This is a genomic window from Aliivibrio friggae, assembly GCF_057368515.1.
The window spans coordinates 540515-564063 of sequence record NZ_CM170649.1 but is presented as its reverse complement, the minus strand read 5'-3'; the positions used below and the strand labels follow the sequence as shown (position 1 = coordinate 564063).

Here is a 23549-nt window from a genome sequence, read left to right as displayed (position 1 = left end):
GATACTACCCATGTGGGTATATGTATCGGCTTTTTGTTGCCTGTTAGACTTATCTATTAATACAGGCTTTCAAACTCTGGAATCGCTGACTTTCCTCTTAATAAAAGAAAGTTAAGAAAGCGAGGCGTCGACGTTGTAATGATTTTGTCTTCCGTAATCTCGTATTTTTCGAGCAATGTTATCGCAAGATCTAACCGTGCTATTTCCTCACAAAAATGAGCATCAGAGCCTGTTGTAAAATACACACCAATCTCTTTGCCTATTTCTACAATTTTATCGCAACGAACATCACTTCCTTTACGGCTTTTCCCTGTTAGCGACGTATTATTTACCTCTATCGCAACATTATACTCTTTTGCACACTGTAGCACTCGTTCAATATCAAATGGATAATTAGGGTTTCCTGTATGACCAAGCACATCAATACGCCCACTTTTAATCACATTAATCAAAGCAGCCGTATGTTCAGCTTCACTCGCTGGAGCAAATACAGGCTCATGAAAGCTAGCAATAACCCAATCGAGGTGTTGATCTGACGAGAGTGGGAGGTCTATTTCACCTTTCACATTTAATATATTCGCCTCAACACCACGAAGAATACCGACGTGATGAAGAAAGCGGGGCAAAATTCTCTGATTATTGAAATACCAGTAATGGGGGGCACCCGGCATTTCTGGAGCATGATCAGTGGTGCAAAGAAGTTTTAGCCCCTTGTTCTGCGCAGAGTGTGCATTTTCAATGATCGTACTATAAGCATGACCACTCGCAAGAGTATGGGTATGAGTGTCTACAACGATATTCATGATGCTCTCCTACTGAATTTCAAACGATCCATTTTGATGCATATACAAATTTAAATTCGCTTTAACTGAATGCGTTAATACTTTCTCTACATTTACCGCGTCTGAATCCTCGTAAAAAGCTAAAGCCTCTTCTTCTGATACTCCACCTCGTATTTTGCGATTAACTAACCTGTCCTTTAAGAAATTCGGATCAGTATCAATAAACACAGTAAAGTCAGCAAGCTTATGTAAATCACACCAAACTGGCTCATTGAGCAATAACCAATTGCCCTCTACCACCACAATATTCTGTTCAACTTGAATCGCATCATCAACCGGATCATGCAAGTTACGATCATAATATGGCCACTTTGGCGATTGAGTTTTTAACCTTTTCAACTTACTGATCAAGTCGGTTAAGTTAAAGGTTTCAAATCCACCTTTAATACTTCTTAATGAAACCGTTTCACCATTTCGTTGTGCGGTATTGCTTTCTAAGATTTCATTGGTGTAATGAAAGCCATCAAAAGGCAACACTTGTAATGGTTCTACATTTGGAAGTTGATGAGATAAGTGCTCCCAAAATGCGGCTAACGTTGACTTACCACTACCCGGAGGCGCACAGAGAAAAATAATGACTCGCTCTTCTTGCTCTTGGTACAAACGGGTAAATTTTTCGACTAACGGTTTATGAATCTTAGTAATGTCTTTATCTGGGAAAAATGCTTTTGTATCAAAACCACTAACGTTTAAATTCACTTTCATTACGAAACCTTATTGAGTGATTTCCTCTTCAATTTTTTCTAATAACATTTCACAAGAAAGCTTGAGAACGGTTTTTATTAGAGATTCATATCTCATTTGAGAAAAGACTTCAAAAGAAGAAAACTTTAACTGATTGATTGACTCAAGATAAAAGCTGTCTTGCTGTGTTGATAATACCGCTTGATTACTAATGAAGTCATAAATCATATCATCACCAAATGATACGTGATTAGGCTGACTCTGTGCATACTCTAAAACTTGTGCATACAAGCCTATGTCTGCATAAGTTTGTATTGAGATTTTTCCCATCGCCAAGACTAATTTAGATACCACATCAGTTGTCACAAGCGGACCATCTTCTTTTAAAAGTGGCTCGACCGCATGCTCCCTAACCAATTCATCTTGAACAAAGACTTTAGGGAGTAATGCTTTTAATTTGAGATTAACTAATTGATTAGACAGCACAAGAAAAGAGGTCGCATCCTCACAATCATCTAGCGCTTCTAACAATTCAACTTTTTGTGACAAGGCTTAAACCTCTCTGTATGTGGTAACCCCTAGAGGCTACCACATAAAGTTAATAGAATTAAACGCTTAAGCTCACGTCGTAGAATTCTAGTAATGCTTTTTCTGCATGTTGATTCCACACATAATTATTCTTCGCTAAAATCACATCCAACTCAGCAAAAAATGAGTCTTGATCTGCAAGTGAAGCAAAATTATCAATGGCTGTTAGTGGTAAATCAATATGTGGATAAATCAGCTTTTTACCTCCTGGAATATCCAACTGATTTAAAATGGTATGGGGCGCAGCTTGTAAGCCTCCAACATGAGTAATCATGAACGAAGGGTTAATATTACCTTTAGCTGATAATTCTAAAGACTCCACCATATCACCTGTAGAACCGCCTGATGTTCCCACAATATGCGTTGATTCATAGTGCACGTTATAGAAATTAAATGGCACTTTAAACTCTTTATCCGTAGGTCCTGCAAAGAAATTTAAACAACCATCGTTACCTAAAAGGGCATCGGCTTGCTCTAACACTTGTGCAACCGCAGCATATACCATTACATCATCATACCCTTGATCATCGTTCAGGGATTTAAGATAAGTAACCGGATCTTCCATCTCTATCGTGTTGACATAAACCAGTTCAATACCTTGTGCTTTTGCTGCACTAACAGGGATCAAACTTTCAGCACGGGATAAGCGATCTTCATCAATATCCGTAACCACAATTCGTCTTGGTTTTACTGACCCATTAATCGCATAATCAATCGCACCTATCCCCATAGGCCCCGCACAAGCAAGTAACGCCAGCGTTCCCCCTTCCTTGATACCCATATGATGCTCATACACAAACTGCGTGGTGTGATAACTTGCGTGGAAAGCACCAATAATGCATGACATTGGCTCAGCCAAAGAAGCATCGGCGTAATATGAACCGTCATAAGGCAATACGCAGCCTAAATCGATAGCAATTTTAGGAATGATAGAATACGTTGCATTTCCACCAAAAGTTTCATAACTATAACCCGCAGAATAACCTGTTGGTAAACCCATTGCTGGTTGAAGTACAAAAGAATCACCCGCTTTAAATTGATCTCTTAAATTTTCACCAACTTCAACAATTATTCCTGCATATTCATGACCTGTGATAACAGGAACTTCATCAATATTTTCTGGTACTCGCTTATGTTGACTACCAAGTAATGCCGCTTTATATGTTGATAAACATACGCTGTTTGAAATATTTTTTACCAGTAATTCGTCGGCAGAAATTGACGGTAATTCAAATGTTCTTAATTGGATGTCTTTCTCACCACAAATAACCGCAGCTGTTGTTTGTACCATAATTTTTTCTCCTACTTGGGGGATATACGATCCCCCAGAAATAAATATCGTTAGGCCTGTTGGGTCTCAATAGTACTGAGTAACTCATTAAGCGCAGGGTCATTAAGGAAGTTAGTAATTGTAATTACAGGTAAGCCCGTCGCTTTAATTGCACGTTCTTCTAGGCTTTCATGGGTCACCACAACATCCGCATCACTTGGTACTTTTTCTATCGCGAAGTTTTTAACCTCTACGTCATAACCTGCTTTAATCAGTTTTCGCTTAAAGGTTGACGCTCCCATTGCACTTGAACCCATTCCTGCGTCACAAGCAAAAGCGACAAATTTAATTGGTAGCGCATCCGTTTTTTCTACTGATGCTTGAGGCTGTGCTTTACCTTCAGCTTTCATTTCTTTCATATCGATAACAGATTGTTCGAACTCTTCTTCTAATTGTTCTTTCTTACTCACTTTAAGAATTGCGCTTGCTACAAGGAAAGAAACAACTGTGGCACTTGCAACACCCGCAAGCATAGCCATGAAGCTGCCTTTTGGTGTTAAAGCTAAATAAGAGAAAATAGAGCCCGGACTAGGACCAGCAACTAAACCAGCATCAAGTAGGTTGAATGTTGCAATACCTGTTGCCGCACCTGCAATCATGGCAACAATCATTACTGGCTTCATAAGAACGTATGGGAAATACAATTCATGAATACCGCCAAAGAAGTGAATGATAATGGCACTTGGTGCAGATCGTTTACTTAACCCTTGACCAAATTTCGCATAAGCCAGCAACATACCTAGACCCGGTCCTGGGTTAGATGCCACCATGAAAAAGATGGATTTACCAGTTTCAGCGGCCGCTTGTAAGCCAAGTGGGTAATAAATACCTTGATCGATAGCGTTGTTTAAAAAGAGAACTTTTGCAGGCTCATTAATTACCGCAAGTAAAGGAAGGAAACCTGTTGCTACTAATGCTTCGATGCCTGATTTTACAAACAAGTTAGCGGCAGTGACCGCTGGGCCAACAATTTCATACGCAATCAAACAGCAGATCATACCGATAATGCCAAGCGAGAAATTATTCACTACCATCTCAAAACCTGATGGGATTTTATGTTCAACTCGTTTATCAAACTGAACAATCGCCCACGCACTCACAGGCCCCATGATCATTGCACCAACGAACATAGGAATATCAGCACCCACGATGACACCCATTGTACCGATAGCACCAGCAACAGCACCACGCTTATCACCGACTAGCTGACCACCGGTATAGCCGATAAGTAGTGGCAATAAATAAGTAATCATAGGTCCAACAATTTCACCAAACTGTTCATTTGGCATCCAACCCGTTGGAATAAATAACGCAGTAATAAAGCCCCATGCAATAAAGGCCCCTATATTTGGCAGTACCATCGCGGTCAAATGACCCCCGAAGGCCTGTACTTTTGCTCTAGCGTTCATGAGATATCCTTTCTTAATATGCTTTAATAATATCGAGCACTTCTTTTTTTGAAGTAGCTGCGGTTAATTTGGCAATGTTCTCTTCATCTACTAGCATTTCACTCAATGCTTGAATAACTTCAATATGGGTATCTGAATCTTTTGCGGCTAAGGTAAGTAATATATTGGCAGGACCAAGATCTGAGCCAAATTCAATGCCTGATGGGAATATATGAATACCTAATCCTGTTTTTAATACTCCAGTTTCAGGACGAGCATGAGGCATGGCAATACCTGGACAAAGTACGTAATATGGACCATTATCATATGTGGATTGAATAATGGCATCAGCATAACTTGCCGTAACGTATCCTTTTTGTTCTAAATAACGTGTTGTGGTTTTTACTGCGTCTTCCCACGCATCAATATTATGATTAACAACATCAATTAAATCATGATCAATTAAATCGTATAGCATGAGCAAGCCTTCTTCTTGGTTTGTATTTGATGTTGTTATTATCAATATAAATGAGGTATTTCAGCAATAGACTGAATATTGTGAAATAAGCCACACTTTTCATTCAGTCAAGCTAATATAAAGAACCACTACCTCAAATATAGAAAGTAATATAAGAACAAATTTTGTTTTAACTACATAGCAATAGAGAAAGTAAGACAAGGAACACGTTTCAGTAATTTTCTTTTAAATTTTTAATTAAGACATTAATCACACTTAGGTGATTGACACTTCAAAATATGTGATAAATAACTTCTTTTATTTCTGCTAAATACGAATTCCCTTTCATATCTTAAGTGATCGAAATCACCATTCTTCTTTTACTAGCCAATAATGTTATTTTCTTACCTAAGCATTCGGCATCACAATACTGCAATGAGATGAAATAAATTACACGAATATAGAGTTAAGTCGTAAATATGTTTCCTAGTGTTATCTTAAATCTAAGAATTGAATCAAAATATACAAAATAGGTATTTACTTAGTACCGTTCATTCATTCTCCATATGTGGTGTGTTAGATATTATGTTAATTCGTCCTAGAGCATCACTCCTATATGCTGTATGTGTCTTTATGTCTTTTCCCGCAATTGCAAACATAGAGCAAGAGTTTGATGAGCTTGATGCACTGTTAAATATGCCTCTCGATTCATTGACTGAAACAAAAGTCGTTACTGCAACCAAAACCTCCTTAAGCTTATCGGATGTTCCAGCTTCTGTGCATGTTATTACCTCAAAAGAAATTGAACGCTCTAGTGCACGCTCGATTGCTGATGTCCTTATTCTTGCTCCGGGCCTTCATGTCGCTAAATTTTCAGATTATGACTGGACAGTCTCTGCTCGTAGTAAAAACCAAGGAGAAAACAATACATTACTAGTAATGATTGACGGAAGAAGTGCCATTAATCCGATGTACTCTGGTGTAAATTGGGATACTTTGCCCGTAAGCCTAGATAATATTGACCGTATTGAAGTGGTATTAGGTTCAGTCGGTACCCTCTGGGGAGGAAACGCGGTTAACGGTGTAATAAACATCATCACTAAAGATGCAGAAGACGCTCCAAAAGCACAAGTGAGTGCCGCTGCCGGTAATTATGATTATAAAGAGTTTAAAGCTCATCATAGTGGTCAACTCAATGAATATACCCATTTGTCTGGTTATATAGAGTCATTACAACATTCACCATTTACTGATGAAGACCCTCACTTTGAAGAGCTTCGCCATTTAAAAGTATTAACCGAACGTTTTGGTATGCGAGCTGATTATCAAAACCAACAAAATACCGTTTCAATGCAATTTGGTGGGAGCAGCTCTCGTGAAGACTACCAATGGTTGCAATACACACCCGCCTTTTTAGACCCAGCATCACATCAAAATGATTACGACGCTTTCTTTACAGAAATGAACTCTCAAGAGCTGTTTGCTGGCTTTCAATATTTGCACGAAAAGTTGGATGGCGACCAATGGGAAAATCAAGTTTGGTTAACTCATAGTGAATCAGACGGTACCAATGAACCCGCCAGTTTTACTCGTTTGGATCTCGATAGTCGCTATACCTTTAATACTCAAGAATGGGGCATTTTAACTCTAGGTATTAACGCTCGAATTATTGATGAAGAATACGCTACCTTCTCTCAAGAAGAGCAATATTTTTCACCTTATGTACGCACAATCGAAGATCATGAGTTCTTAAACCAAAGTTATGGTATCTACACAAACTGGAGCATTAACGTAACTGACAGTACAGAAGTTACTCTTGGTAATCGCATTCAATATGCAAACATTACTGAAGAGTGGTATTCACAACCACAAGTGCGTGCACTGCAAAAGTTAACAGATAATCAACGTCTATGGATGGGCTGGGGTCGCGCAGTGATTACGCCTTCTCGCTTAGAGTTAGATACCCAACTTCAAGAGAATAGCTATTGCAGTAGTTGTGCTTATACCGTCAATCCTGATGGCAGTTTAAATTACTATGACTATATGATGTCCTATCACTACCTTGGTAATCGAGATCTAAAACTAGAATCGATAGACACCTATGAGATTGGCTACCGTTATTGGCAAGATAGTCAGTTTCAGTTAAGTATTAGTCTGTTTTATAGTCAGCATGACAATGTTCGTGCCTATAAAGGCCTAGGAGGTAACCAGTACTTTACTCCTAATGGATCAGAACACTCTAATGGCACCATTATCGATGATATGTTTGCTCAGCTTATCGACCCTCTATCTCAAGAAACTTTGGGTGGCGAAATCAGTGCTCAGTGGAAACCTACTGATGTACTGCAAGTTAATGCTAATTACAGCTACAAAACCATTAAAGGGGGTTGTACTGGGTCTATTTGTGGCTCAAATGAATTACCTATTTTAGATCTAGAAAATACCCCAAACCATTACGCTACTTTGCATATTATGTGGGATATCCATCCAACCGTTTGGGTATCATCTGTTGTTAACTATACTTCAGCATCAGAACCTGATGACGCGCTCATTGCTGCCTATAAAGACTATGGTGATGATTACTTAGTGTGGCCAGAGATAATCACTCTTGATATGTCGGTTAACTGGCAGCACAAACCGACATGGCCAAGCATAAAAGTGAGCGCAGAAAACCTAGGTAACGATCAACTAAAAGAATATCCTGAACAATTTGGCTCCTTTGCTAATGGTACCCAATACTACGCTGAAATCAGCTGGAACTTCATATAGCTATGCTAAATACAAAAGCACAGGCAAGTTCAGTGACCTCTTTTTTTTACAGCTTACGTTGTAAAATCATGGGCTGCCTGTTTCTTTTACTTATCGGGTTTCCTCTAAAAGCAAATGATAACAACATTCAAGATCACAACCTAAAAGCGGTCTATCTTTTTCGTTTTGCCTTTTTAACCACTTGGGGTGAGTTTGCTCCAACCAATAAGCAATTCAATTTTTGCTCTGACAAAGAGCTAGACACTAGCCATTCACTGCAAGCCCTTATTAAGAAAAGACCTTCACAAGCGGTATTTACCCCTTACACATCAATAAAAGAATTAGAGCAAGAAAACTGTCATATCATTTATCTTTCAACTCAAAATTCTAATGTCATTCAGCAATTAAAAACGACGCAACCACACGCACTGCTCATCGGTGACGGAAAGCCATTTGTGCAATCTGGCGGGATGATTGCATTTATTAAAGTAAACAACAGAATTAAACCTTTGATCAGTTTAAATAATATTAAGCCAACTGGGCTATCAATTCGTTCACAGCTGCTTTCAGTGTCAGAAATAGCAATCAATAAGGAGTCATTATGATTCATCATTGGTTTAGTGCATTACCCTTGCGTAAAAAAGTCATTTACCCAATTTGGACGCTATTAACACTTAGTAGCCTTATTCTTGGGGCCAGTGTTTCCCATTTTGTTGGGGTTACTCATAGCACGAATTTGTATACGAGAACGTCCATTCTTGCCCAAGGGATCGCGAGCAATCTACCTGGTGCTTTAATTTTTAATGATAAAGAAACGGGGTTAGATCAAATGAACGCCCTCTCTTTTGACCCCGAAATCATTGCTGCTCACGTTGAACATATAAATAATGAACCTTTTGCAAAACTGGATAATTTACCAGAAAGCTGTCAGTGGAAGGGTAAAGCCATTCATTGCTCTGACTCTGTTTTCTTTGCTGTGACCCATCCAATTACACTAGATAATGAACATCTTGGAAATCTAACGGTATGGGCATCCAAAGATAATATGTTTAAACAGCGTAATCAGATCATCGTTATTTTCTTAGTTACTTCAATAATGCTGTCTATCTTAGCACTCTTTTTTGCCCATGGATTACACAAGTTAATTGCCATGCCTTTATTGTCTTTATTTCATTCAATGCAGAGTGTTATTAAGAAAGGCGTAACCACTAAACGTCTTGATGTTTTACACCCTGATGAACTCGGTATGGTGACTCACTGTTTTAATGAAATGCTCGATAATCTTAGTCATCGAGACGACTTATTAACTCAAGCATTCCAAAAACTAGAGGATCGAAATCACTATATTAACCAAGTTCTTGATTCTATTGAGCAAGGCTTATTAGTCATTTTGCCAAGTCAAGAAATTACCTATTTCAACCCTGCTGCCTGTTTACTTTTTCCTGATATTAAAAGCCAAGGTAATAATATCAATGGAAATTTCACCCCTAACGGCATGCTATATGAATTTGAACCAAACGCACGCATCACAGAATTACTCGATCATATTGAGCACCATAAACGCTTACTCCCAGTTATCATTCGCCATCAAATTACTGGTGTACGCTATCAAATTTCGTCATACCCAATTTCAGGTGAACAAAGCTCGTTATTGCATATTGAAGACATAACTACACGCTATGCAGCAGAGCAACGTCAACGATTAGCTGAGACTATTTTTGATCAGAACCCAAGCTCTGTCGTGGTTCTTTTACGAGATATGACAGTTGAAACTAAGAATACCTCCTTTATTCACAATTTTGGTGATATTAATGATTTAAATCAACTAATTATTCGTAATCCTCTTGAGTTTTCTTATCGCATATTAAAGCAATTACTCACTCGTGGTTCTTTTCAAATCAAAGCAGATGTGTCTAGTTGTGGAGAGTGGCTGCCTTGCTTAATTACCATTAAAATCATTAAAAATAGTGAAAACAAAATAGAGTCTTTTGTTGTCTCCATTAGTGATAAAACACAAGATGTAAAATTAAAGCAATTAAAGTTTGAAGCGAATCATGACGCATTAACGCATTTAGCCAATAGACAGAAGGCTTACAGAAGCTTACTTAAATACCACCAAAACAACACATCGGTTTATATTTTATTTCTTGATTTAGATGGTTTTAAAGCCGTGAATGATACTTATGGTCACCAGTGTGGTGATGATCTACTTAAGATAATTGCACAACGGTTGAAAAATTGTGTATTGAAAGAAGATTTAGTCGCTCGTTTAGCTGGAGATGAATTTTTATTAGCATTTACTTTGAAAAATGATGAAGAGAAAACTCATAACCATATACATACCGTTCTAAATCGAATTTTAGATACGATTAATCAACCAATTATTATTAATCATTGTGAGCCGACGATCTCAGCAAGTATTGGTGTGTATTATTGGAAAGCAGATGAAGACTTAAGTGTCAAAGCCGCACTCAACAAGGCAGATAAAGCAATGTATTGCGCAAAAGTATCAGGAAAAAATCGATACCATATCGCTTAATGGTATCGATATAATTTATTCTTTAATCACTCTCTCTTTTAAGCATAGAGGGAGTGAAATCGCAACATGTCGTGCCTTCGTCTTTTTTAGCTTCGTACATGGCAATGTCGGCATACTTAATCAACTCCTCCCCCTGTTGAGCGTGATCGGGATAAATCGCCACCCCAATACTTAGCGATACATCCATCGGTTCCGTACCTATCATCATAGGAACACTAAATTGCGCTAACAACTTTGAAGATAATCTTTTTATACCTGAGTTTTGAGTGATTTCTTGACCAATGATCAAGAACTCATCTCCCCCTAAACGATAGATATTATCTCTTCTGCGCACTGTTTTAGTTAATAATTGCGATGTTTTAACCAAAACTTCATCACCAACATCATGACCTAGCGTGTCGTTAATTTCTTTAAACTTATTTAAATCAATAAAATACACTGCAACTTTAGAGTGTGAACGTTTAGCATGTTGAAGCGCATACTCAAGATCATCATTCACCATGCTGCGGTTTTTAAGGCCTGTCAATTCATCGTGGTGTGCTTTATAAGTCAGAGTTTCTGTTTTCTCATGAACAATTTCATTCATGGTAAAGAATGCAGATAAAAGATTGCCCATCTCATTTTTTTCAACAATATCAGAAATATCTAATTTTTCACCTTGTTGCATTTTTTTAGTACTAGAGAGTAATAGATGAAGTGGGTCGAACAGATTTCGCTTCATAAAGAAGATCGTTGCAATGGCTAAAAAGACGAGAAAAACCATTTGCAGTTTGATGAAGGTCACTAGCTGGCTACGGTTCTCTTTATAATCACCCTTACGCTTTTCTAATAATAACAACTCAATATTTATGAATTGAGTTAAGTCTTTTCTTAAGTCATCCATATACACTTTACCTTTGTCTTCTTTAACAATGGCTAACGCTTCAGTCTGTTGATTATTTTGAGCTAATTCAATGGTTGATCTTAATTCATCAAATTTCAATTGCATTACACCGGAAAGATGATCAAGGGCTTTTTGCTGTTCTTTATTATCACTAGTTAGCTGATATAAACGGTCTAAAACATTTTTAGCTTCTGATTTCCCAACATAATATGGCTTAAGGTAACTGAGATTATGAGTTAATAAAAATCCTCTTTGGCCCGTCTCGGCATCTTTAAGACTACTTAATAGTTTTTCTGAACTTGTTATCACATTATTGGTATGAATAACCCACTCAAGCTTTTCATCGCTATAAGCTTCTAACTTAAAGGTCAACATCGAACTTGCAATAGATACAGAGAACAATACCAACAAATATAACGCTAATTTTAATCGAACACTCATATCATCCATGACCTTACTACTATTCATTATAGTGAATAGTAGGCGTTATAAAAAAAAATGCCAAAATTCTTTATTAATAAAGTGCACAATATCAACTTTAATTGGTAGAAAGTAGGATCTTACCCATCAATAACAAATAGTAAAACACCTAGAATTGACAAGCATTAGCTATAAACTCAATGAAGGTTCTTAATCGTTTTGGCTGGTAACGGTCACGATGATAAAGAGCAGAGAAATCGACACTTGGAATTCCCCACTCTTCAAATACTTGCTCAAGCTTATTATCATCTAGCTCTTGTTGGCAATAAATTAGTGGAACACGAATAATCCCATTGCCCGCTAGCGCACCTGAAACCAATACTCGCCCGTTTTTACACTGTAAATTACCTTTCACTGTAACGTCATAATGATCTTTATTTTTAAGAGATTGAAAATGCCATTTTCGCACTGAACCTGTTAAACAATAGTGTTGATTCAACTCTTTGGGGTGCGTTGGTCTTCCATGTTGAGCCAAATAAGAGGGACTTGCTAGCGTTCCCATTTCAATATTCAACAGTTTTTTAGCGATAAAACCTGAGTCTTCAAGTGAGCCCATACGAAACGCAATATCAAACTCTTCTTCGATTAAATCAACACGGTTACTGCTGAAATCTAAGCTGACAGAAACATCTGGGTATTGCTGCATAAAATCATTTACTAATTCCGCAAGAAACACCTCACCTAAATAACCACCAACACAGTTTATCTTTATCTCGCCTTGTACTTTTTCTACATCATCGACGGCAGATAACAGCGCTTGATCTATAGTATGTAGGGCTTGCTCGCATTGATGATAAAAGTGCTTACCGGCCTCAGTTAAACGAAGTGTGCGTGTTGTTCGTATTAATAAGGTCACGCCCATTTGCTTTTCTAAGCTACTTATTTGGCGTGATACATGTGAACGAGAAACATCTAAGGTTTCAGCCGCTTTAGTAAAGTTGCCTAAACGAGCAATAAGAACAAAAGATCGGATATCGGTAAGGTTAATATGATTAATCATAATTTAGGCATCATAAAGTAAAGATGGCCTATTGTTGCAGTACAGCAACAGAGTTTCAAGTAAATGACTATATATCAACAATACGAGTCGCAGTAATATACCTCCATCGCAACGAAGCAGGGTTCTGCATTCGATTGTTCATTGAATTTATTGAGGAAATAGAAGATGAAAAAATTAGTTGTTATTACAGGTGCAAGTTCTGGTATTGGTGAAGCAATCGCACGTCGTTTAAGCGATGAAGGCCATCCTCTGCTTCTTCTTGCTCGTCGTGTTGACCGTCTTGAAGCGCTTAACTTACCAAACTCTCTATCAGTAAAAGTAGACGTTACAGACAAAGCGTCTTTTGATGCTGCAATCGCTCAAGGTGAAGCAAAATTCGGCCCTGTTGATGCACTAATCAACAACGCAGGCGCTATGCTTCTTGGTCAAATCGACACTCAAGACGCACAAGAGTGGAAGACCATGTTTGATGTAAACGTTATTGGCCTTCTAAATGGTATGCAAGCGGTTCTAGCGCCTATGATGGAGCGCAACACAGGTACTATCATCAACATCAGTTCTATCGCTGGTAAGAAAACCTTCCCAAGCCATGCGGCTTACTGTGGTACTAAATTTGCGGTTCACGCTATCTCTGAAAATGTACGTGAAGAAGTGGCTTTATCAAACGTTCGTGTAACTACGATTGCACCGGGTGCAGTTGAAACTGAGCTTCTGTCTCATACAACTTCTCAAGAGATCAAAGACGGTTACGGCGAATGGAAAGAAAGCATGGGTGGCGTTCTAGCTGCTGACGATATCGCACGCGCAGTATCTTTTGCTTACCAACAACCTCAAAACGTATGTATCCGTGAGATTGCACTTGCTCCAACAAAGCAGCAACCATAGTTGGTACTAACTACTTGATGCTATAAAAAGTAGTCAATAATAAACACAAAAAAGCCAAGCTTGGGTAACCTAATAATTGGGTTTCCTAACTTGGCTTTTTTATAGTAAAAATAACAAAATAAGTAAACCGTTATGCTACTTTTTCTTCAACCTTTTCTTCTGTATCTGGCTTGTCTGCAACGCTCATATTGCGAGTAATGTATACCGCAATAAAGAGTGCTGTTACACCACCGACCAATTTACCTAATACTACCGCAGAAATAAGCTCACTGTTTACCGCTGCTGTAAAACCTAAATGATCCCCAAAAGCAAAAGACGCACACACCGCAAAGGCAACGTTAATGATTTTTCCACGGTCATCCATATCTTTCATGATATTAAACATAGCGATACTGTTGGCGAGGGTTGCCACTAAACCAGCCGCAGCGGTTTCACCCATGCCCATAGCACGACCAAGCTGAATTAACGGCTTATTAAAGTGCTTAGTAATGAAGTGAACCATTGGGAAAGCACCTGCAAGTACAATAGCAATGGCACCGATAATTTCAATACCATCAGAGATTGGAGCCATACCTGGAATGACGACAAAACCTGTTAGTGTTTCAACTACAATTGCGGCTAAAGCTAATGTGATAATGGCAATAACGCCTTTACCAAAGATCTCAAAACCTCGGATCATAGCATCCGGTTTAAGCCATAGACCTACAGCAATTAAACCAGCCACAATAACGATAGGGATCAGGTTACCTAAGATCATTGCAAAATCGAACCCCGCAAATAATCCACCAACCAAACAACCTACTGGAATAGTCGTTAAACCAATCAACACACCACGAGCTAAAAATGGGGTATCTTCTTTATTGATGATCCCAAGAGCAACAGGAATAGTAAATACAATCGTTGGTCCCATCATTGAGCCTAAAATAAGACCAGCAAAGTTACCCGCTTCTGGTGTTTGAGCCATGCTCATCGCTAGTGGGTAACCACCCATGTCATTTGCTAATAAAGTACCAGCAAACATCGCAGGATCAGCACCTAAAGCGGTGTATAAAGGCACAACAACAGGACTAAGTAATGTTGCAAGCACAGGCGCTAAACTCACGACACCGACCATGGCTAAGGCTAATGCCCCCATTGCCATAAAGCCTTCATCGAATTTCTCTCCGTACCCCCACCTATTTCCAAGTGCTTTATCCACTGCACCAAGAACCATAAAGCCGACCATAATGTATATAATAATGTCATTCATGATATTTTTTCCCTAAAATTCTATTCACTCACTGATGAATATTCAAAGTGTTAATCACTATTAAACTAAATCGTACCTTGCAATATTTCTTTAGAAGGTTGGGCTATTACTACTTTATCCACCAACACTCCTTTTCCTTTTATTCTCTCAGCTGCGGCATCGACTGCGGCTTGCACTGACGCGACATCTCCTGTTAACGTTACAAATCCTTTGCCACCTATTGCCATTGCCATGTGAACTTCTAATAATTCAACATTAGCCGCTTTTACCGCGGCGTCTGCTGCTTCAACAATGGCAGCAACAGAGAAAGTCTCTACAATTCCTAACGCTCCTGTTTGTTCAACAATGCGAGTACCTGATATAGCAGGGAAAACATCAGGATGAACGTTAGCAATGATCAAGTCATCCACCACTTCTCCGCCACCTATTCGAAGTCCAGTTTCAACGGCGGCATTCACCGCAGCCACGTCGCCCCCTACCATGATCATGAATTTCCCAGGACAAATAGTGCGATTAAATAGAATCTCAACACTGGCTGCTTTTAGCATCGCATCAGAGACTAAAAAACCACGAGCAATAGAATTTAATTCGATACAACCTATTGAATTTAACATCACATTCTCTTTCTTAAATTCGTTCAATAACAATACTATTGCCAACAGAAACTACAGTTCCATTAACACTTGAGTGCACAGCAACACTTAACCCATCTGGTGCTGCTTGTCCTAACATTTGCCCCTTTTTAACTTCATCACCCACGCTTACCATTGCTAATGCTGGCTTACCTATATGCTGAGATAAAGGAATAGACACCTGCTTCATGAAGTTAGAGTTTTGAGATAAAGCGGCACTAAATAAGGCATCAAACTCCATGAATTCCGCTTTGGTACAGATATAATCAGTCAACTCTAAGCGACGAACCAAACGCTTAGTTGGCACGCCTCGATACTCTCTTAATGGATGCACATCTATCGTTTTCGCTTGTAATTGAGCTGGCGTTTGTAGTTGATTATTATCTCGCAGGGTTCTTTTAGTTATGCCACAGACTCGACTTGGATCTAACCCCTCTGGGCATGACCACATCGTACATAAATTACACCCACTGCACGCTTGAGCCGCCAATGCATCAGGCAAGTTATTCACGCCAGAAACTTGCAATGAACGCATGGCCAAATGCGGTTGAATGGGGTAGCCGAGTAACCCTCTTGGACACATGGAACTGCACAAACGACATTGATCACACGCCGCTTTTCCAATGCGCAATAAATCCTGTTCACTGCGTAATTTAATACGAGCGACTCGATTGTTTTTTGGCAATACTAGTAAACCACTGGAAATCTTAGTAATTGGTAAGGAAAGATCTTCTGTCACAGAGCCCATCATGGGGCCACCTTCTACAATTACGTAATCTTGGCAAGTGATCCCACCCGCTAAATCAATCGCTTCTTGGTAACTCATACCCACAGGCAACCACGCCGTGTAAGGCTTTGATACCTCTCCATGTACTGTGATCATCGTTTCAGTTGTGACGATGCCTTTTGATGCACGGTATACATTGATAAAGGATTCAATGTTATTCACCATGACACCAATATCTTTTGGTAAACCACCTGATGGAATGCGCTTACCTGTCGCTTCATAAACTAATTCAACTTCATCACCTGCAGGGTATACGTCCTCCATCAAACATAGCTCAATGGTTTCTGGTAATGAGGCTTCTAAAATAGCGATGGTATCAGCGTTTTTCTTTTTAATACCTATCACACCACGGCTTGCACCGACTTCTTTCATCGCAATCAGCATTCCGCCAAAAAGATCTCTTGTCCAACGCTGCATAAGAACCTGATCTTTATATAATAATGGTTCACACTCTGCGCCATTGGCTAAGATAAGATCCACCTGACAGTCTAGTTTAACGTAGGTGGGGAACCCTGCCCCACCTGCGCCAATCACACCACTGTCTTGAACCTGTTTTAACAACGGATTCATCGACTACTCCTACACTCAGTTAGAAATTGGGTTACGAGCAACATCAATCACTGCTGCTTCAAACGCTTCACAAGCCGCACGACACGCTGCTTGAGAACCCGTTAAATGACCACCACCAAAGTTAGTTTCAGAAGGTGGAGCAAATAGATTCACCAGTTTCACATCAGCCGCTTTTAATGCGGCATCTAGCCCCACCATGGCTTCAAGCGGCGGCGCAATTAAGTACGCCAGCGCTTCGCCCTTTTCAACGCCCGCTTCTTGAGATAGGAAAGTTCCAGTCGATGACACAAGATGAGCAAAATACGCAATATCGCCGTCTTCATTTGCACATTGAAAGCCCGCTTCAAATTCAATGAAGGCTTTGATTCGCTCAAGCCCAGCAATCACATCTGCAGGGTTGGTGGCAGCAATAATGCCAATCACTTCACCCGATGTTGGACCTGAAGAGTGCGCAGCACCCGCATAGAAAGATTTGGCGTAAACCACATCGACATTGGCCGCTTTTGTCGCTTCATCTAACGCACAATATGTCACATCATCACAATCAGCCGTGATTAAACCAATGCTGTTATGGTGTGCTGCTAGCCCCAATTTTTCTTTGTATACTGGGTCAACAGAAGCAATAACGCGAGTTGCTAAAACAGCGGGTTGGATCTTGTCATAAATAGCCATGTTACTCTCCTGCTAACGCTTTAAATTAATGCCGCTGGCTTTCTTCGCCAACATATCTTTTACTAGGTCAACAATCACTGCTGCCGCTTCCACTGGTGGTGTACCGCCGGCGTGAATGTTTGAAATCACAGTACGATCGGATTCCACTGTATTTTCTGTTGGATTATAAATGGCGTAACAACTAAGTGACTCTGATTGACCAAGCCCCGGACGTTCACCAATCAATAGAATGTTCACTTGTGCATTCAATAACATACCAATTTCATCTTGCGCTTTTACTCGGCCATAACGCAGGAAGAAAGGCGTACCTACATCTAACCCCGCATTTTTAAGACCATTTAGTAACGCAGGAAGAATTTCACCGTGATTACTGGTCACCGCATCTAGGCTCAATCCATCCGATAGGACCACTTGCACTTGAGGCGCTTGTTTACATTTATCTTTTATGATTAATTTTGCTTCATCATTTAACTTACGACCAAGATCTGGGCGTGTTAGATATTGGTCTTTATCTATTGCGCATGTTTGCACTTCCATCAAACCGCGCTCTTCTAACCACGAAGATTCCACGTTTTTGATTACCGTGTCTTTTGAGCGAGAGTGATCCGCCAAAAATCGCAATAACGCCACAGTACGAGGGCGAGGGCCTGCACGACCAGTCCCCATTCGAGCGTTCGTTTGGCTCATTAGATCGTCAATGATTTTTGGATCTGCAGCGTTTTGCACTCCATTCCATTTTTTAAAACGAACTTCACCAAGGTCTGGCAACGAACCCTCATCCATTGATGGGGATTGAATCGCATTAACAGAATCGTCAACAATTTTAGTAATAGTGGAAGACTGTATATTCGTTTCACCAAGTTGAGCTAATACCGTCGCTACAATGTTTTGAATATTTTGATCGTTCATTACCTATTCCTTACTTAAAGAAAATTGACGGGTCGCCCGCTTTCGATGTTAAGCGACCATTTTCCATTAATCCCATGGTTTCCATCCACGCTTCAAACTCTGGCGCTGGGCGTAAGTTCAATAGCTGACGAGCCGTTGCGGTGTCATGAAATGCCGTTGTTTGATAATTCAGCATAATGTCATCACCCAGTGGCATGCCTATCACGAAGTTCACGCCGGATGCCGCTAACAATACCAATAGGTTTTCATTTGAGTTTTGGTCAGTATCTGCATGGTTGGTGTAACAGGCATCACACCCCATTGGCATGCCTGATAATTTCCCCATGAAATGATCTTCTAGCCCTGCACGAATGATTTGTTGATGGTTGTATAGATACTCAGGACCGATAAAGCCAACAACGGTGTTCACCAAGTGTGGATTATAACGTTGAGCCAATGCGTAACAGCGGGCTTCCATGGTCATTTGGTCAGCGCCGTTGTGTGCATTTGCTGATAAAGCAGATCCTTGACCCGTTTCAAAATACATCATATTATCGCCGGCTAAATTGCTGTATTGCTTACCTATTTCATACGCTTCATCCAGCATATCTACCGTAACACCGAACTCATTAAGCCCTTTCTCTGAGCCTGCAATACTTTGGAATAACAGACCCGCAGGTGCGCCTTTACGTACCGCTTCCATTTGGGTCGTAATGTGCGCTAATACACAGGGCTGCGTAGGGATATCAAACTTGGTGATCACTTCTTGAATCGAATTCAACATTTGAGTGGTGTTTTCAACGCTGTCGGTCACTGGGTTAATACCAATAACCGCATCACCACAACCAAAAGACAGCCCTTCATACGTTTGCGCTAAAATAGAACCCACATTATCACGCGTGTCGTTTGGTTGTAGACGGCAGCTAAAGCGACCCGGAAGGCCTACCGTTGCATTCGCTTTTGTGACTACGTTAAGTTTTTTACCACCATACATAAGATCACTGTTTGAGCTTAATTTAGCCGTTGCCGACACCATTTCTGCGGTTAAGCCTTTACGTAGGCGTTGGTAATCTTCTTTGGTTGGATCATCAGACAATACGTATTCACGCAGTTCACTCACCGTCCAGTTTTTAATGCTTTCAAAAACAGAGCGGTTCAAGCTGTCTTGGTTAATACGCGTAATGATGTCTGATTCGTAACTCACGACTGGGTTTTCACGTAAGTCATTAAGTGTCATTTCAGATAATACATGTTTTGCAGCAATACGCTCTTGGGCTGTCTCTGCTGCAACCCCTGCCAATACATCACCTGATCGAAGTTCTGATGCTTTTGCTAACACATCTTTTACATCCCTAAATTGATAGCTTTGACCAAACAGGTTCGTTTTCAATTTCATAAAAATACTTCCTAATTAAGATGGAAAGGCAAGAGATTTAACGGTTAACGGTACAATCTCCCCACCGAAATAACTTTTACCAATGTCGATGTAATCCCCTTCGTGAGTGGCTACCTCGTCAATAACACTTAACGCATTTGTTGCTAATAAAGGCTGTAATTCCATGCCTAACGCTTTACCAATATCGTTATGCAGGATCACTAAAAACATCGTATGGTGATTACCATGCTTGTCATAAAATGCCGCTAATTCTCGGGCGACATGCTGCACTGCTTGATAAGTTATGGGCATGGTTTCGTCAAAAGAGATGGCGTAATGGTCATGTGATAACGCCAGATCCATTCTTTCTGCAGCAAGAACAATTTCATTACAGATCTCAGGCGTAACTTGTTGCCAATCAACCGATGGATGCACTACAGGAATGTTCTTTAAAGGCAATTCATCTGAGTTCAACCAAATCGTTGAGCCAGAGAGCGTTAATGAATAAGCACCCGCTCCAATCACTGTGGCTCTGACCGTTTGATTTGGTTTTTTTATCGTGAATTTTTCTAATTCTTGATGGCGTAATAACGCACGAGCCAGCAATGGCCCAACATCACCAAATTCCGTAATATCTTGTTCTTCTTGTTGTTGAAGATAGAAACAATCACCGACGCCACCGCTAATAAACACGGCATCAATATCGGTAATATCTTTTAGTTCTGGTGTTTGTAATAAGCGCGCGGATAACTCCGTTAACTTGCCATTCATTTGCTCGATAATTAAATCGGCCATACGTGCCACAATACGTAATAAGTGATCACGACTGATCTGTCTTGGGTTTAACGCTTCACCAAATAAATCATTAATAACGGCAATAGCAGGCTTATGTAAGTAACTTACTTCGCCTTGTGCATTCAGCTCAACCAAGCGTCCACCAATGTTTAAGCACGCGGTATCCACTACTTTTCCGTTGTTAAACACCACATAATTTGATGTTCCACCACCAATATCAATGTTGACTACTTTCGCATGATTTTTTTCTGAAAATTCTTGAGCACCGCTCCCTCTACCCGCAATGATCGACTCTAGATTAGGACCTGCGGTAGCGACCACAAAATCACCTAATTGATGTGATAAATCCATAATGGCATCACGTGCGTTATGGGCTTTTGCTGTTTCACCTGTGATGATGATAGCCCCCGTTTCAACCCCTTTCGCATCAAATCCTGCCTGTTCAATTTGCTGATCAATAAACTGGCGCAGTGCCACTACGTCTATCACGCCATCGTGCGCAATTGGAGTAAATGACACTGGGCTTTGGTAGCTAATTTCACGGTCAATAAACTCATACATAGGCACTTGTGACGCAGGTGCTCGGTTAACCACTGTCAGGGTAGAAAAAATAACTTGTGTTGTCGTGGTGCCAATATCAATACCTACGCTGTGAATGATTTTTCTTTCCATGATTAATCTTCCATTCTCAAGTCACCCACTAATGCTTGTTCAAGTAACGTTACAATTTGAGTTGCATTTACTTGGCGAGGCGTTCCCGTTAAACAAATGTCTGACATGGCTTGTTCTGCAATAACACTAAAATCACTTGGGTTAACATTAAACTCAGCTAATGAGCTTGGTAGCCCTAAATCCGAGATCAATTGTCTTACTTTTAGAATGGCTGCCTGACAACGCTCTCTTGGTGTCATTATGTCGCGATCAACCCCTAATGCTTTTGCAATTTCAGCGTAGGTGTTTTCACAACATAAACGGTTAAACACCATCACATAAGGCAGTAAAATGGCATTCGCCACACCATGAGGGATATGATAAAACGCCCCAACTTGATGAGAAATTGCATGAACTAACCCAAGCCCAGCATTACTGAATGATAAACCTGCTTTATAAGCGGCAATCGCCATGCTTAAGCGCATATCCATATCGTCGCCACACCCAACCGCAGTAGGTAGCGCTTTTACTACCATCTCAATCGAGTGGTATGCATAAGCCTGAGCTAATGGATTAGAATGTCTTGAGGTATAGGCTTCAATGGCGTGTGTTAAAGTATCTATCCCTGTTGCTGCTGTGATGTGAGAAGGCACGCCTAGCATTAATGCAGGATCAAGCAAGGCTAGATCTGGCACTAATGCTGGCCCCTTGATTGGCACTTTAATGTTGTTAATCACGTCTTTAATAACGGTAATATCGGTGGCTTCTGAACCGGTACCTGCAGTGGTAGGAATGGCACCTAACCCCACATGACGAGAAGCCAAACCACCGACCTTAAACTCAGTCAATGCGCCATTATAATCGCCCAACACAGCAATCGCTTTTGCGGTGTCTAACGCTGAACCACCACCTAAACCTAAAACAAAATCAGCACCACTTTCATTTAAGATTCCGATACCTTTAGCGACCAACTCGCTGTCTGGTTCGCCTTGAATATCCGTAAATAAGGTTAACGTTAGCCCCGCTAATCGAATGGCAGTTTCACAGCTTGCGGTTAACCCTAATTGCCACACCATTTTGTCGGCAACCAATAAAACATGCTTCGCCCCAAGTTCATTCAATGCCGAACCAAGTTGGTTAATACAATACGGTCCAGTTACGGTGATCGCTGGAGAGCGAAAAGTGAAACCCGTAGTAAAATGGCATTGCTGTAACGTTTGAGTCACTATGGTTGCGATCGTATTGGGAGTGAGCGTTGTCATCATTTATGCCTCTTCTTGCAAGGTCAGTCCGTAACTTGCTATCGCTAACGGCGTTAAGTACAAGGCACGAGACAATTCAATAATTTCAATGGTTGGAAAGGTGTGTTTGAAAATATCAGAAAACCCTTTTATTAAGGTGCCACCGCCCGTCAGATAAATCGCTTCAGGTTGATGGTTTTCAATGTGACCAGCCACAATGTCTGACATTTTTTCAATCACAGGTCTCACCATTGCAGCTATCATTGGATCTTCATGGCTGCGGCGTTTGCATACCTCAGCTTCTTCCATATCAACCCCTAAACCACCTGCAATCGTTAAGCTTACGTGACGACCGCCTGACGGTTCATCTAAAGATAATTGAAGCTCACCATTTTCAATAATGGCCGTCCCTGTTGTACCTCCTCCTACGTCAACGACTGCTCCATTTTTAATATGAAGAAGTGCCGCTACGCTGCAAGGTTCATCAATTACATGACTTACTACGACACCTGAAGATTCCACTACATTGATTGAAATTCTAGGATCGGTTCCCGGAGGATAAGAGGTAATCACCTCTTTTGGTTCAATGCCTAACTTCTGTTGAACTTTGTTTAGTTGACTGCGCACAATATGACACGCACCTGCGTAATCGACGACCACGCCATCTCTTACGACATCCGCCCAATCTAGGAACGCCGCAATTGGCGTCCCTTGATCATTAATGACGACGGTTTGAATGTCTGCTGTGCCTAAATCAACGCCAATAAAGATCGTTTCTGGAGCGATAAATGGCGTTTCGTCATTCACGATATCATCAATGATCAATAGGTTTTCATTAGCTTTAGCTAGATAATCCGTCTTCATG

At 40.3% G+C, this 23549-nt stretch carries 21 protein-coding genes; 4 read left to right on the top strand and 17 right to left on the bottom strand.

What is annotated here, in order from left to right:
- Positions 1-56: 56 nt before the first annotated feature.
- From AC2INI_RS15975 to AC2INI_RS15950, 6 genes are read right to left on the bottom strand one after another with little or no spacing between them, the layout of a single operon-like run.
- Positions 57-803 carry a phosphatase gene (locus AC2INI_RS15975; protein ID WP_122032430.1) on the bottom strand — a complete coding sequence of 249 codons (747 nt, stop codon included), beginning with the start codon at positions 801-803 and terminating at the stop codon, positions 57-59.
- Positions 804-812: 9 nt separating this feature from the next.
- Positions 813-1547, bottom strand: a complete 735-nt coding sequence (locus tag AC2INI_RS15970; protein WP_122032429.1) for a nucleoside/nucleotide kinase family protein — start codon at positions 1545-1547, stop codon at positions 813-815.
- A 9-nt stretch (positions 1548-1556) separates the two neighbouring features.
- On the bottom strand, positions 1557-2075 hold the full coding sequence (locus AC2INI_RS15965) for an MltR family transcriptional regulator (RefSeq protein ID WP_122032428.1): 519 nt from the start codon (positions 2073-2075) through the stop codon (positions 1557-1559).
- A gap of 58 nt (positions 2076-2133) precedes the next feature.
- Positions 2134-3405 carry a zinc-binding dehydrogenase gene (locus AC2INI_RS15960; RefSeq protein ID WP_486306388.1) on the bottom strand — a complete coding sequence of 424 codons (1272 nt, stop codon included), beginning with the start codon at positions 3403-3405 and terminating at the stop codon, positions 2134-2136.
- Positions 3406-3455: 50 nt separating this feature from the next.
- Positions 3456-4853, bottom strand: a complete 1398-nt coding sequence (locus tag AC2INI_RS15955; protein ID WP_122032426.1) for a PTS mannitol transporter subunit IIBC — start codon at positions 4851-4853, stop codon at positions 3456-3458.
- A 13-nt stretch (positions 4854-4866) separates the two neighbouring features.
- Positions 4867-5310 (bottom strand): PTS sugar transporter subunit IIA, encoded by a 444-nt coding sequence (locus AC2INI_RS15950; protein WP_122032425.1) that lies wholly within the window; start codon positions 5308-5310, stop codon positions 4867-4869.
- Between the two features lie 564 nt (positions 5311-5874).
- Here AC2INI_RS15950 and AC2INI_RS15945 point away from each other — a divergent pair.
- Genes AC2INI_RS15945 through AC2INI_RS15935 form a run of 3 tightly spaced genes read left to right on the top strand, consistent with a single transcriptional unit; the run spans position 5875 to position 10576 of the window.
- Positions 5875-8058: a TonB-dependent receptor plug domain-containing protein gene (locus AC2INI_RS15945; RefSeq protein ID WP_486306387.1), complete on the top strand. Its 2184-nt coding sequence runs from the start codon at positions 5875-5877 to the stop codon at positions 8056-8058.
- A gap of 2 nt (positions 8059-8060) precedes the next feature.
- A complete protein-coding gene (locus AC2INI_RS15940) occupies positions 8061-8642 on the top strand; it encodes a YfiR family protein (RefSeq protein WP_486306386.1) in 582 nt (193 codons plus the stop codon).
- Entirely contained in the window at positions 8639-10576 is a 1938-nt protein-coding gene (locus tag AC2INI_RS15935; RefSeq protein ID WP_486306385.1) for a diguanylate cyclase domain-containing protein, read from the top strand. The genes AC2INI_RS15940 and AC2INI_RS15935 overlap by 4 nt, the downstream gene beginning before the upstream one ends.
- Before the next feature lie 22 nt (positions 10577-10598).
- Here AC2INI_RS15935 and AC2INI_RS15930 read toward each other — a convergent pair whose 3' ends face one another.
- Both AC2INI_RS15930 and AC2INI_RS15925 read right to left on the bottom strand, forming a co-directional pair.
- Positions 10599-11900, bottom strand: a complete 1302-nt coding sequence (locus AC2INI_RS15930) for a CHASE3 domain-containing protein (RefSeq protein WP_486306384.1) — start codon at positions 11898-11900, stop codon at positions 10599-10601.
- 148 nt (positions 11901-12048) lie between these two features.
- Positions 12049-12939: a LysR family transcriptional regulator gene (locus AC2INI_RS15925; protein WP_486306383.1), complete on the bottom strand. Its 891-nt coding sequence runs from the start codon at positions 12937-12939 to the stop codon at positions 12049-12051.
- 165 nt (positions 12940-13104) lie between these two features.
- Here AC2INI_RS15925 and AC2INI_RS15920 point away from each other — a divergent pair, with 165 nt between their 5' ends.
- Positions 13105-13824 carry an SDR family oxidoreductase gene (locus AC2INI_RS15920; protein ID WP_122032420.1) on the top strand — a complete coding sequence of 240 codons (720 nt, stop codon included), beginning with the start codon at positions 13105-13107 and terminating at the stop codon, positions 13822-13824.
- Between the two features lie 130 nt (positions 13825-13954).
- Here the strand turns inward: AC2INI_RS15920 and eutH are convergent, their stop codons facing one another.
- From eutH to eutJ, 9 genes are all read right to left on the bottom strand, one after another.
- Entirely contained in the window at positions 13955-15073 is a 1119-nt protein-coding gene (eutH, locus tag AC2INI_RS15915) for an ethanolamine utilization protein EutH (RefSeq protein ID WP_122032419.1), read from the bottom strand.
- A 65-nt stretch (positions 15074-15138) separates the two neighbouring features.
- Positions 15139-15687, bottom strand: a complete 549-nt coding sequence (locus AC2INI_RS15910; protein WP_122032418.1) for a BMC domain-containing protein — start codon at positions 15685-15687, stop codon at positions 15139-15141.
- A 13-nt stretch (positions 15688-15700) separates the two neighbouring features.
- Positions 15701-17062 (bottom strand): 4Fe-4S dicluster domain-containing protein, encoded by a 1362-nt coding sequence (locus AC2INI_RS15905; protein ID WP_486306382.1) that lies wholly within the window; start codon positions 17060-17062, stop codon positions 15701-15703.
- 15 nt (positions 17063-17077) lie between these two features.
- A complete protein-coding gene (gene eutL, locus AC2INI_RS15900) occupies positions 17078-17734 on the bottom strand; it encodes an ethanolamine utilization microcompartment protein EutL (RefSeq protein ID WP_486306381.1) in 657 nt (218 codons plus the stop codon).
- A 12-nt stretch (positions 17735-17746) separates the two neighbouring features.
- Positions 17747-18643 carry an ethanolamine ammonia-lyase subunit EutC gene (eutC, locus tag AC2INI_RS15895; protein ID WP_122032415.1) on the bottom strand — a complete coding sequence of 299 codons (897 nt, stop codon included), beginning with the start codon at positions 18641-18643 and terminating at the stop codon, positions 17747-17749.
- A 10-nt stretch (positions 18644-18653) separates the two neighbouring features.
- Complete coding sequence (locus AC2INI_RS15890) at positions 18654-20018, bottom strand: ethanolamine ammonia-lyase subunit EutB (protein WP_486306380.1); 1365 nt, start codon at positions 20016-20018, stop codon at positions 18654-18656.
- A 15-nt stretch (positions 20019-20033) separates the two neighbouring features.
- Complete coding sequence (locus tag AC2INI_RS15885; protein ID WP_486306379.1) at positions 20034-21464, bottom strand: ethanolamine ammonia-lyase reactivating factor EutA; 1431 nt, start codon at positions 21462-21464, stop codon at positions 20034-20036.
- 2 nt (positions 21465-21466) lie between these two features.
- A complete protein-coding gene (locus AC2INI_RS15880; RefSeq protein WP_486306378.1) occupies positions 21467-22708 on the bottom strand; it encodes an iron-containing alcohol dehydrogenase family protein in 1242 nt (413 codons plus the stop codon).
- A complete protein-coding gene (gene eutJ, locus AC2INI_RS15875) occupies positions 22709-23548 on the bottom strand; it encodes an ethanolamine utilization protein EutJ (protein WP_122032411.1) in 840 nt (279 codons plus the stop codon). It abuts the gene before it with no gap.
- Position 23549: the final 1 nt, after the last annotated feature.

Coding starts and splice junctions, on each gene's coding strand:
- eutC (WP_122032415.1), bottom strand. CDS start 18,643: ATGAACGATCAAAATATTCAAAACATTGTAGCGACGGTATTAGCTCAA.
- eutJ (WP_122032411.1), bottom strand. CDS start 23,548: ATGAAGACGGATTATCTAGCTAAAGCTAATGAAAACCTATTGATCATT.
- AC2INI_RS15930 (WP_486306384.1), bottom strand. CDS start 11,900: ATGAGTGTTCGATTAAAATTAGCGTTATATTTGTTGGTATTGTTCTCT.
- AC2INI_RS15885 (WP_486306379.1), bottom strand. CDS start 21,464: ATGGAAAGAAAAATCATTCACAGCGTAGGTATTGATATTGGCACCACG.
- AC2INI_RS15960 (WP_486306388.1), bottom strand. CDS start 3,405: ATGGTACAAACAACAGCTGCGGTTATTTGTGGTGAGAAAGACATCCAA.
- eutL (WP_486306381.1), bottom strand. CDS start 17,734: ATGGCTATTTATGACAAGATCCAACCCGCTGTTTTAGCAACTCGCGTT.
- AC2INI_RS15935 (WP_486306385.1), top strand. CDS start 8,639: ATGATTCATCATTGGTTTAGTGCATTACCCTTGCGTAAAAAAGTCATT.
- AC2INI_RS15925 (WP_486306383.1), bottom strand. CDS start 12,939: ATGATTAATCATATTAACCTTACCGATATCCGATCTTTTGTTCTTATT.
- AC2INI_RS15920 (WP_122032420.1), top strand. CDS start 13,105: ATGAAAAAATTAGTTGTTATTACAGGTGCAAGTTCTGGTATTGGTGAA.
- AC2INI_RS15905 (WP_486306382.1), bottom strand. CDS start 17,062: ATGAATCCGTTGTTAAAACAGGTTCAAGACAGTGGTGTGATTGGCGCA.
- AC2INI_RS15910 (WP_122032418.1), bottom strand. CDS start 15,687: ATGTTAAATTCAATAGGTTGTATCGAATTAAATTCTATTGCTCGTGGT.
- AC2INI_RS15890 (WP_486306380.1), bottom strand. CDS start 20,018: ATGAAATTGAAAACGAACCTGTTTGGTCAAAGCTATCAATTTAGGGAT.
- AC2INI_RS15950 (WP_122032425.1), bottom strand. CDS start 5,310: ATGCTATACGATTTAATTGATCATGATTTAATTGATGTTGTTAATCAT.
- AC2INI_RS15975 (WP_122032430.1), bottom strand. CDS start 803: ATGAATATCGTTGTAGACACTCATACCCATACTCTTGCGAGTGGTCAT.
- AC2INI_RS15970 (WP_122032429.1), bottom strand. CDS start 1,547: ATGAAAGTGAATTTAAACGTTAGTGGTTTTGATACAAAAGCATTTTTC.
- AC2INI_RS15940 (WP_486306386.1), top strand. CDS start 8,061: ATGCTAAATACAAAAGCACAGGCAAGTTCAGTGACCTCTTTTTTTTAC.
- eutH (WP_122032419.1), bottom strand. CDS start 15,073: ATGAATGACATTATTATATACATTATGGTCGGCTTTATGGTTCTTGGT.
- AC2INI_RS15880 (WP_486306378.1), bottom strand. CDS start 22,708: ATGATGACAACGCTCACTCCCAATACGATCGCAACCATAGTGACTCAA.
- AC2INI_RS15955 (WP_122032426.1), bottom strand. CDS start 4,853: ATGAACGCTAGAGCAAAAGTACAGGCCTTCGGGGGTCATTTGACCGCG.
- AC2INI_RS15945 (WP_486306387.1), top strand. CDS start 5,875: ATGTTAATTCGTCCTAGAGCATCACTCCTATATGCTGTATGTGTCTTT.